The following is a 9,083-nucleotide window of genomic DNA, read 5'->3' as shown; positions in this document are numbered from 1 at the left end:
CATGACCAACCCGTTCGAGAATCAGGACGGCACCTACCTCGTGCTCGTCAACGAGGAGGGCCAGCACTCCCTGTGGCCGTCCTTCGCCGAGGTGCCCGACGGCTGGACCGTCGCCCACCCGGAGGACACCCGCGAGGCCTGTCTGGAGTACGTCGAGCAGAACTGGACCGACATGCGGCCGCAGAGCCTCGTCGACGCCATGAACGGCCGACGGTAGAACGGCAGCCCGTGCCCCGGACCGGCTCGGCCTCCCGCGCGCCCGGCTCGAAGCCCAGGCGGCCATCGGCGCGCGTCGGCCTGCGTACCGCCGAACGGGCTCTGCCGCTTCTTCAACGGGAGTTCCCGGAACCGGCGGATCCGGGTGGGCCACCACCTCTTCGCCGGCGATGGCGACGAGAAGCAGGCGACCGAATCCTGGAGCGCCCGGCCGGACGACGTGTCCGCCCAAGGCGCGTCCGCCACCCGTATTCCACGAGATCACACCACCACGAGGGGATATTCCCGCCATGGAAAGACTGTTGTATTCGGCCGAGCTCATTCAGGAGAACGGTACCTATACGCTCGTCGTCAGGGATCGCCTGCGGAACACCGTGCAGACGACACAGATCGCCAAGAAGGCCGTGGAGAAGCTCCCCATGTTCCTTTCCATGCTGAACTCGAAGCAGGTCAGCGGCTGCCGGTAGGGCGTTGCCATCGGGCGGCATCTCTCGTGCCGCCCGACCACCACAGGGCGGCCGATGGCGCATGGCCGCCGGAGAGAGGCCGGCAGAGAGCGGCCGGAAGAGAGTGATCGCACCATGACGTTGGCCCGCCGGAATGCCGGGCAGCCCCCCGCCGACAGCGCCGCGGGCACGTGGTTCCGCGTCCACCGGGCGGGGGCCGAGCCGCGGCTGCGCCTGGTCTGCTTCCCGCACGCCGGCGGCACCGCCCAGTTCTTCCACGGGTGGCGCGCCCTGCTGCCGTCGGACGTCGAACTGCTCGCGGTCCGCTACCCCGGCCGTCAGGACCGCTTCTCCGAACCCTGCGCCGCGCACATGGACGCCCTCGCCGACGCGATCGACGCGGCCCTGGAGCCCTACGCCGACCGGCCGTTGGCGCTATTCGGCCACAGCATGGGAGCCTCCGTCGCCTACGAGGTCGCCCTGCGGCTCGAAAAGCGGGGCATCGTCCCCCAGCGGCTGCTGGTCTCCGGACGCGCCGCCCCGCACCGGGCCAGGCGTACGGAACTGCACAAGAGCGACGACGACACGCTCGTCGCCGAAGTCCGGCGGCTGGGCAGCCTCGACGCGGAGGCCTACGACATCCCCGAACTGCGCGAGCTGCTGCTCCCGGCACTGCGCGCCGACTACCGGCTCATCGAGAACCACCGTCCCCCGCACCCGGAGCGTGTACGGGCACCGATCACGGCCTACACCGGGGACAACGACCCGCACTGCGCCCTTGAGGAAGCACACACCTGGTCCGAACTGACCGCCCCCGGCGCGGTCGACGTCCGTTCGTTCCCGGGCGACCACTTCTATCTCGTACCGCGCGAGGGCGAACTCCTCGCCGATATCACCGCCCGCCTGGGCTGAAGGGCCGCCGACCGGCAGGGCGGGGGCGCGCCTCGTCCTGGCTGGGGCCCCGATGGAGCGCGCCGCCTGGTCCGCGGGCCGAACGCGGCCGCTCCGGAGGGGACGGCCACACCCGCGGCGGGCGGAACCGCGGCGCCGGATATGGCGCGGCGGGGGCAAGGCGCAGTCTGCCGGACAACACCCGGTACACGGCTGGCGGATGTGCAGGAAGTAGCCTCGTACGTGATCAGGTCAGGTTGATGGACGCCACAGTGCAGGGCCGCGCTCCGCCGCAGCGGCGGAGCGCGGCCCAGGGGCGCACACTTGCCGGACCGGGAACCGGCGTGAATGACCGCACGCCATGGCCCGGCGGGCAACGTCCAGTGGATGAGGGGGAAGACGAGGGTGCAGCAGAGGGACGACTTACGGAAGGTGCCGCTCGCGGACGACGCCCGTATGCGGGAGAAGGATCTGGACGAGGTCTTCGACACCGACTACGAGTACTTCATGAGTTCCGGTCATGACCCGCGGTTCAACGCGGAGGAAGCGGACCTCGCGGTACGCGCCGGGCAGCTCGAACCCGGTATGCGGGTGCTGGACGCGGCGTGCGGATTCGGGCGTATCGGCCTGGAGCTGGCCCGCCGCGGAATCGAGGTACACGGCGTGGACCGGAATCCCGCGCTGGTGGACTCCGCGCGTGCCCGAGCCGACCGGGAAGACCTGCCGGCCAGTTTCGAGTCCGGCGACCTGCGCGAGCTGAAGGCCGAGGACGCGTATGACGCCGCGGTCGTGTGGTTCACCTCCTTCGGCTACACGAGCGACGACGACAGCCGTGTGATCCTGGCCAATCTGCGCACCGCCCTGCGCCCAGGCGGCCGGCTGCTCCTCGACATCCTCAACCCGGCCCGGCAGCAGGCCCTGAGCGCCGGCCGACCTCAACTGGGGCTCCAGCGGGTGGGTTCCGATTTCATGCTCGACGAGGTCACCTACGACGCGGCCCGCAGCCGGCTCGAATCCCGACGCACCGTGGTACGCGACCGCGTCCTGCGGGAATGCCGCTGGTCGCTGCGGATGCTGGAACCGGGCGAGCTCGAACAGTGGCTGCGCGAAGCGGGCTTCGCCGACGTGCGGTTCCTGGGCAACGACGGCCGCCCCTTCGACCCCAGCCACCGGCGACTGCTGGCCGTCGCCCGGACGCCCTGAGCACGGGGATCATCACCGTCGCTCGCCGTGGACAGCCCGTGCCCGCCTTGCTGTCCCGCTGCTCGGCCCGCTGGGAGGAATGTTTCATGAAATACCGCAAGCTGGGTGCCGACGGCCCCGAGGTGTCCGCGATCGGCCTGGGGTGCATGGGCATGTCGACGGCCTACGGCGTACCGGACGAGGAGGAGTCCCAGCACACCCTGGACCGCGCCCTCGAGAGCGGCATCACGCTTCTGGACACCGCCGACGCTTACGGGCAGGGCAGTAACGAGGAGTTGGTCGGCCGCTGGCTGCACAGGCACGCGCAGGAGCGGGACCGGGTAGTGGTGGCGACGAAGTTCGGGCTCCGGCACGACGCGGCCACGGGCCGGGTCGGCGACGTGGACACCTCCGCGGCGTACGTTCCTCTCGCCTGCCGGGCCTCGCTGCGCCGCCTGGGTACCGAGCACATCGACCTCTACTACGCCCACCGCCGCAACCCCGTCACGCCCATCGAGGAGACGGTCGGTGCCATGTCCGAGCTGGTGCAGGCCGGGCTCGTACGCCATCTCGGACTGAGCGAGGTCAGCCCCGCGACGCTGCGCAAGGCCCATGCCGTCCACCCGATCAGCGCGGTCCAGGTGGAGTACTCCCTCTTCACCCGCAGCGTGGTGGAGGGCGAACTGCTCGACGTCTGCCGGGAGTTGGGCATCGCCGTGGTGGCGTATTCCCCGCTCGGGCGCGGCATGCTCGCCGGGGGCGTCTCCTCCCGCGGCGATCTGCTCCCGCAGGACAACCGCCGGCGCTGGCCACGGTTCGCCGACGAGAACATCCAGCGCAACCTGGCCCTTGTCCAGGCCGTTCGGGACGTTGCCGCGCGGATCGGCTGCTCGCCCGGCCAGGCCGCGCTGGCCTGGCTGCTGGCCCAGGGGGAGGACATCGTGCCCATCCCCGGCACCAAGCGCCGCCGCTATCTGCAGGAGAACGTCGCCGCCGTGGAACTGGCCCTGTCCGAGGCCGACCGCGATCTGCTCCGCCAGGCCGTGCCCGAGGAGGCCGTGGCGGGCGAGCGCTACCCGGAGTCGGCACTGGAGCGGGTGGGGCACTGAGCGGGTCCACCAGGGGGCCCGGCCCTGCCCGGACCACCGGAGGGAACCCTGGCCGGGGTTCGGTCGTCTCTCTTCTCGTCGACGACACTCAAGTCAGCGACGTCAAGAACATCGGCAGAAACGATCAAAAACGTTCATTATTCGATCGGCTTTTGCAGTGTTTCTCGTAGAGATTAGCCAGAAGGCGCTAAGCGTCCCCGGCCCAGACCACCGGATGTCGCAGCGCCCCTAGCCCTGAGGGGGAGGTATGCGACCGTTCGCTCTGAGCTTTGCCCGACCGCCGGCTCAGCCGTCGTCAGCCGTGCCGTACACCTACGACGCCACACGGCAGTTGAACGTCCTCCCTGACGGTCGCCCGGCGACCAACAGCAGGGCGGTGTTGCTGGCCACCGGCACCACCACCTCGACCGCCGGCTCCAAGACCCACTTCGACGACTGATCCGCGATGACCGTCTTGATTCTTACCTGCGAGGAGGACGTGACGGCGGACATGGTGGTGGCGAGGCTGCACACACTCGGTGTCCCGCTCGTCCGCCTCGACCCCGCCGATCTCCCCGGGGAGGTCGCCGTGTCCGCGGAGTACGCCAAGGGCGACTTCGAGGGCTACCTCAAGGCAGGCGAACGCGTGGTGGGTCTGAGCAGTCTGCGGTCCGTATGGGTTCGCCGCCCCGGGACACCCGGAACGCGTGCCCCGGAACCGTCCGCATGGCTCACGGCCGAGTCCGAGCACGCCCTGTACGGCATCCTCGACTGCACCCGCGCACGCTGGATGAACCACCCCGTCGCGGCCGCACGAGCACGCCGCAAGCCCTGGCAATTGCGCGCCGCCCACCACAGCGGATTCCCCGTGCCTCCCACGGTGATCACCTCGTTCCCGACGGTGGCCCGGCAGTTCGCGAGGGCGCATCAGGACGTCGTGGTGAAATCGGTGTCGGGCGGGCACCCCACCGATCCGCCGATGGTGCTGCCGACCACGCGGATCAGCCCGGACGTGGACTTCTCCGGGGTGGCGGCCGGGCCGACCCTGCTGCAACTGCATATCCCCAAGCGGGCCGATATCCGGCTCACCTGCGTCGGAGACCGGCTCTTCGCCGCCCGCAGGAAGGCCGACTCCGAGGAGGTGGACAGCCGATTCAGCGTGGGCGGCCCGTGGGAGCCGGTCGAAGTGCCGGACCGGGTGCGGAACGCGGTGGACGCCTATCTGCGGCATTCCCAACTCTCCTACGGCGCCTTCGACTTCGCGGAGGACGACGACCGGACGTGGTGGTTCCTGGAGTGCAACCAGGGCGGCCAGTTCGGCTTCGTCCAGCTCGACACCGACCAGCCCATCGCTCAGGCCGTGGCCGACTGGCTCGCGGCCGAGCCCTCCGCCTACTGACGTCGCCCGCCTGCCGCGTGGGAGTGCCACGTCAGGTCAGGACGGGGGCGTCCGCCCACCGGAAGACGTGGGCGAGGGCCGGGGCGACGACCGAGGACGGCAGTTCGGAGTCGAACCAGCGGTCGACGTAGGTCCAGTGGTAGGGGTGCCGCAGATACTCGCCCGTCAGGCCGTCGACGTCGGTGAATTCCTGTTCCCAGACATGGGTCCAGCGGGTGGACGCCATGGTCGCGTCGACGCGGCTCAGCGCCCATGAGCGGATCGTCGCGATGTGGTCGGGCATCGCCATCAGATCGGCTTCGAAACGGGCCACGGTCTCCGGCGGAGTGCCGGGCCGTACCGTGAGTGCCAGGGTGCGTTTCACGCGCGGACCGGACAGGCTCACCGTCCGCGAGGCCACCGGCGTGAGGGGTACGGCGTCGGCCTCCGCCCCGCCCAGCAGCGCCCCCACCGCGGCCGGACCGCCATCGGCGGTGACGTCCCAGCTCAGGCCCGAGCCGCCGAAACTGCCCGGCAGATCGGGCCCCACGGCGCAGTCGCGGACACCGGGCGGCCGGACGCCCGCCCGGCACCGGCCGACGGCCGCTTCGGAGGCCGATGTGAAGATCACCCAGCGGGTCATACGAGCTCCTCCAGCAACTGGCTCACCTGGCGGTCGCGCTCGACGGCCAGGGCGTCGGTGTACGCCCAGAAGGCCGTGACATCGGGATCGGCGGCCGCGGCGGCGCGCATCTCGTAGAACGCGTACGGACCGGGGAGCGTCCAGATCACGGTCAGGGCGACGGTGCCGGTGCCGGTGTGCGTGCGGTACACGCCCTTCGGCGTCAATCCGCGGGCACGGGCGCCGGGCAGATACTCGCCCCGCCAGCGTTCGAGCCAGGGTCCGGCGTGCTCCGCCGGCAGCACGATGCGGTCCTGTACCTGCACGGCCGTCACAGCTTCTCGAGGACTTCGGCGCGGTACCGGTCGATCTGCTCGCGCAGCCCCGCCAGGCCGCGCGGCCCGAGCAGACCGTCCGCGCCGCCGATGCGCGGCGACATCACCAGCCGGGTCGCCCCGGCCCGTACGTACTCCCGCACCCATGCGGGGTCGCTGCTCGCCCGCTCCGGGTCGCAGGAGCCCGGCCAGGCCGTGAGCTCGACCGCGTCCTCCGCCCGTCCGGCCGCCTGCGCAGCATGACGCAGCAGGTCGGCCTGCCGGGCGAAATCCTCGGCGGTGATGGTGTAGGGGAACCAGCCGTCGCCGGAGCGCCCCGTCCGGCGCACGGCCGGGTCGCTGTTGCCGCCCAGAACGATCGGTACCGCGCCCGACTCCGGCCGGGGCAGGCAGTGCACCCGGTCGAAGGCCACATGCTCCCCCTGGTAGGTCGCCGGGGCCTGGGACCACAGTGCGCGCATCGCTCCGATGCACTCGTCCAGCCGGGCCCCGCGGTCGCGGTAGGGCACGCCGACGGCCGCGTACTCCTCCTTCTGCCAGCCGATGCCCAGGCCCAGCATCAGCCGCCCGCCGGAGTGCCGGTCGATCGTCGCCGCGCGCTTGGCGAGCACCACCGGACTGTGCAGCGGCGCCACCACCATCGCCGTGCCGAACCGCAGGCTGTTCGACGCTCCGGCCAGGAAGGCGATCGTCTCCAGCGGATCCGGCATCGGCATCGTGCCGGCGGCGCCGGGCATCTGCCCCGACCTCGCATAGGGGTAGAGCGGCTCGTAGGCCTCGGCCACCACCACATGCTCGACCGTCCAGAGCGACTCGACGCCGCACTCCTCCAGCGTCCCCGCGAGATCGCGCAGGAAGCCGCCGGAGGTGATCAGCCCGTCCGCGAACGGCGCCATCATGCCCAGCCGCACCGTCATCACCCTCCCTCACCGCCCCCTTCTAATGGGAGCGATTAAGTAATTGGATCGATTAATATCGGCCCGTGGCAGAGAAGACAAGACCTGGAACGACGGCGACGCGACAGCGTCTCCTGCGCGCGGCCGAGGAGCTCTTCGCCGAACGCGGCGTGGCCGGCGCCCTCACCCGGCACATCACCGAGCGCGCCGGACAGAGCAACTCCTCCGCGCTGCACTACCACTTCGGCTCCCGTGAGGGCCTGCTGAATGCGATCCTGACGGAGCATCAGCGAAGGGTGGAGGCGGCACTGGCCCCCGCCCTGGAGGAACTCGACCCCGCCGCCCCGCTGACGACCCTGCTCCGGGCCTATGTCGCGGCCGAGGCCGCCGAACTTGCCCACGACAGCGGCCGTTACTGCCTGCAAATCGTCGCCCAGCTCGCGCACGAGACCGGCTTCCGCGACGGCGTACCGCATCCGGCGCTGCGCGACAGCCTGACCTGGCGGCTCTTCGAGCGGGTCGACGCCCGGCTGACCCAGGACGTCGGCGTGCCGACCGACCTCGCCAAGGAGCGCGTCGAGGCGATGGTGATGCTGGTCGGCGCGGCATTCGCGGATCGCGCACGCCAGATGCAGTCCGGGCAGCGGCAGGCGGTCGGCGGAACGAGATATTGCGCGGACCTGACCGTGATGCTCACCGCGATGCTGAGCGCTCCGGCCGCCGACTGACCGCACCACCCATCACGCCGGCCCGCATCCGCCGCCCGCACCCCGCGGACCGTCACCACGACGCTGAGGCGCCCCGCTGCCAGGCGCGATCGTGGCTTCCCGGCTGCCGCCGGTTGCCGCGGCGGCAGCCGTCCGGTGCCGGGCGCATAATGACCGGAGAGGGAGCACCCCGGACGAGGCCAGGGCTGCGCAGCCGAACGGCCCAGGACCGGAACCGCCGATGGCCGACCCTTCATCGCGTCCGGCGCTGCCGCCACATCCATGACCACAAGAGGAGCTCTTGTCATGGCGGGCAACATCTGGAGCTATCAGGAGGCCGCGGGCCACCGGCCGGGTACCGAACTGACCGGTTTCAAGGTCGAGGCGATCGACGGCAGCGTCGGCACGGTCGACGAGCATTCCGACGAGGTCGGCGCCTCCTGGCTGGTGGTCGACACCAAGGGGTGGATCTTCGGCAAACATGTCCTGCTGCCGGCCGGCGTCATCTCCTCGGTCGACTTCGACACCACGACGCTGTATGTGGCCCGGACGAAGCAGGAGATCAAGAACGCCCCGGAGTTCCACCGGGAGAAGCACATCGGCGACGACGCGTACCACCACGAGCTCGCGAGTTACTACGGCGCTCCGCATTCCTGACACAACGGCGGCACGGGGCACGGTCACGGAAGGGAGTCAGTTCACCGGGGCCCGGTGGCGCGCCTCGCGGATGATGCGGTCGGCGCTCCGCCCTGGAGTGAGGGCCGCGGTGTCGAACCACCAGCCGACCTCGCCGAGCTCACGCCTCATGCCGGCGTCCAGCTCTGCATAGCCGTCGAAGTCGAACCGCTCACGTGGATCCCGGATGGTGTTGCGGTACCGGCACACCTCGATGCCCGGTGCAAGAACGACGAACAGGACCCGCCGCGCCGGGAGGAGAGAGACGAAGAAGTCCAGCTGCTCGCGGTCGGGTATCACCCAGTCGATCACGGGCGTGAAGCCGGCGTCGCAGAAGTTGTGCGCCAGCAGGCACAGATTGCGGTTGCACAGCTCCACTTGCCGCGCCGCTTCGTCGGCGGGCTCGCCAAGGGCCCCGACGCGCCCGCTGACGACCAGCCTGCTGATGTGGTCGCCGTCGAGCCGGGCGGAGCGCGGCAGGCACTCGGCGACCAGCCGGGTCACCGTCGACTTCCCGGCCCCCGGCATCCCCGTCACGATCAGGCAGTGCGGCGTCGCATCGGCGACAAGCGCTTCTGGATCATCAGCCACAAGCGCGCAAGCTATGCGGCGCACGCTCCTGTGTGCCACTCGTTTTCGGGCCGGCA

General features: G+C 70.7%; 13 protein-coding genes. 9 read left to right on the top strand and 4 right to left on the bottom strand.

Annotated features, from left to right (window positions below; all coding sequences use genetic code 11):
- Nucleotide 1: 1 nt before the first annotated feature.
- The 7 genes from AC5677_RS02795 to tgmB all read left to right on the top strand — a co-directional run bounded on the left by AC5677_RS02795 (nt 2) and on the right by tgmB (nt 5,222).
- Entirely contained in the window at nt 2-217 is a 216-nt protein-coding gene (locus AC5677_RS02795) for an MbtH family protein (RefSeq protein WP_497193389.1), read from the top strand.
- A 289-nt stretch (nt 218-506) separates the two neighbouring features.
- Nucleotides 507-683: a hypothetical protein gene (locus AC5677_RS02790; RefSeq protein WP_497193388.1), complete on the top strand. Its 177-nt coding sequence runs from the start codon at nt 507-509 to the stop codon at nt 681-683.
- Nucleotides 684-797: 114 nt separating this feature from the next.
- Complete coding sequence (locus AC5677_RS02785) at nt 798-1,574, top strand: thioesterase II family protein (protein ID WP_497193387.1); 777 nt, start codon at nt 798-800, stop codon at nt 1,572-1,574.
- A 327-nt stretch (nt 1,575-1,901) separates the two neighbouring features.
- A complete protein-coding gene (locus AC5677_RS02780; RefSeq protein ID WP_497193386.1) occupies nt 1,902-2,756 on the top strand; it encodes a class I SAM-dependent methyltransferase in 855 nt (284 codons plus the stop codon).
- An 86-nt stretch (nt 2,757-2,842) separates the two neighbouring features.
- Nucleotides 2,843-3,844: an aldo/keto reductase gene (locus tag AC5677_RS02775; protein WP_497193385.1), complete on the top strand. Its 1,002-nt coding sequence runs from the start codon at nt 2,843-2,845 to the stop codon at nt 3,842-3,844.
- 247 nt (nt 3,845-4,091) lie between these two features.
- Nucleotides 4,092-4,283: a putative ATP-grasp-modified RiPP gene (gene tgmA, locus AC5677_RS02770; RefSeq protein ID WP_497193384.1), complete on the top strand. Its 192-nt coding sequence runs from the start codon at nt 4,092-4,094 to the stop codon at nt 4,281-4,283.
- A gap of 6 nt (nt 4,284-4,289) precedes the next feature.
- Nucleotides 4,290-5,222 carry an ATP-grasp ribosomal peptide maturase gene (tgmB, locus tag AC5677_RS02765; RefSeq protein ID WP_497193383.1) on the top strand — a complete coding sequence of 311 codons (933 nt, stop codon included), beginning with the start codon at nt 4,290-4,292 and terminating at the stop codon, nt 5,220-5,222.
- A gap of 31 nt (nt 5,223-5,253) precedes the next feature.
- Here tgmB and AC5677_RS02760 read toward each other — a convergent pair whose 3' ends face one another.
- From AC5677_RS02760 to AC5677_RS02750, 3 genes are read right to left on the bottom strand one after another with little or no spacing between them, the layout of a single operon-like run.
- Nucleotides 5,254-5,844, bottom strand: coding sequence for a Dabb family protein (locus AC5677_RS02760; protein WP_497193382.1), 591 nt, complete (start codon nt 5,842-5,844; stop codon nt 5,254-5,256).
- The gene (locus AC5677_RS02755; RefSeq protein WP_497193381.1) at nt 5,841-6,149 is read right to left on the bottom strand and encodes an NIPSNAP family protein; all 309 of its coding nucleotides are present in this window, start codon (nt 6,147-6,149) and stop codon (nt 5,841-5,843) included. Before AC5677_RS02755 ends, AC5677_RS02760 begins: the two co-directional genes overlap by 4 nt.
- 5 nt (nt 6,150-6,154) lie before the next feature.
- Entirely contained in the window at nt 6,155-7,075 is a 921-nt protein-coding gene (locus tag AC5677_RS02750) for an LLM class F420-dependent oxidoreductase (RefSeq protein WP_497193380.1), read from the bottom strand.
- 65 nt (nt 7,076-7,140) lie between these two features.
- Here AC5677_RS02750 and AC5677_RS02745 point away from each other — a divergent pair, with 65 nt between their 5' ends.
- Both AC5677_RS02745 and AC5677_RS02740 read left to right on the top strand, forming a co-directional pair.
- Nucleotides 7,141-7,782, top strand: a complete 642-nt coding sequence (locus tag AC5677_RS02745; RefSeq protein WP_497193379.1) for a TetR/AcrR family transcriptional regulator — start codon at nt 7,141-7,143, stop codon at nt 7,780-7,782.
- 285 nt (nt 7,783-8,067) lie between these two features.
- Complete coding sequence (locus AC5677_RS02740; protein ID WP_497193378.1) at nt 8,068-8,418, top strand: PRC-barrel domain containing protein; 351 nt, start codon at nt 8,068-8,070, stop codon at nt 8,416-8,418.
- Nucleotides 8,419-8,454: 36 nt separating this feature from the next.
- On the opposite strand, the gene AC5677_RS02735 is transcribed toward AC5677_RS02740, so the two are convergent.
- Nucleotides 8,455-9,027 (bottom strand): AAA family ATPase, encoded by a 573-nt coding sequence (locus AC5677_RS02735; protein WP_497193377.1) that lies wholly within the window; start codon nt 9,025-9,027, stop codon nt 8,455-8,457.
- Nucleotides 9,028-9,083 lie beyond the last annotated feature (56 nt).

The sequence above is a fragment of the Streptomyces sp. JLSY215 genome, from assembly GCF_059682825.1.
The sequence above is the reverse complement of the archived record's forward strand: the minus strand, read 5'-3'. Positions and strand labels throughout refer to the sequence as shown.

Bases quoted from the DNA above. Each gene is read 5' to 3' on its own strand.
- AC5677_RS02775 (WP_497193385.1), top strand. From the start codon at position 2,843: ATGAAATACCGCAAGCTGGGTGCCGACGGCCCCGAGGTGTCCGCGATC.
- AC5677_RS02790 (WP_497193388.1), top strand. From the start codon at position 507: ATGGAAAGACTGTTGTATTCGGCCGAGCTCATTCAGGAGAACGGTACC.
- tgmA (WP_497193384.1), top strand. From the start codon at position 4,092: ATGCGACCGTTCGCTCTGAGCTTTGCCCGACCGCCGGCTCAGCCGTCG.
- AC5677_RS02780 (WP_497193386.1), top strand. From the start codon at position 1,902: ATGACCGCACGCCATGGCCCGGCGGGCAACGTCCAGTGGATGAGGGGG.
- AC5677_RS02740 (WP_497193378.1), top strand. From the start codon at position 8,068: ATGGCGGGCAACATCTGGAGCTATCAGGAGGCCGCGGGCCACCGGCCG.
- tgmB (WP_497193383.1), top strand. From the start codon at position 4,290: ATGACCGTCTTGATTCTTACCTGCGAGGAGGACGTGACGGCGGACATG.
- AC5677_RS02760 (WP_497193382.1), bottom strand. From the start codon at position 5,844: ATGACCCGCTGGGTGATCTTCACATCGGCCTCCGAAGCGGCCGTCGGC.
- AC5677_RS02795 (WP_497193389.1), top strand. From the start codon at position 2: ATGACCAACCCGTTCGAGAATCAGGACGGCACCTACCTCGTGCTCGTC.
- AC5677_RS02785 (WP_497193387.1), top strand. From the start codon at position 798: ATGACGTTGGCCCGCCGGAATGCCGGGCAGCCCCCCGCCGACAGCGCC.
- AC5677_RS02750 (WP_497193380.1), bottom strand. From the start codon at position 7,075: ATGACGGTGCGGCTGGGCATGATGGCGCCGTTCGCGGACGGGCTGATC.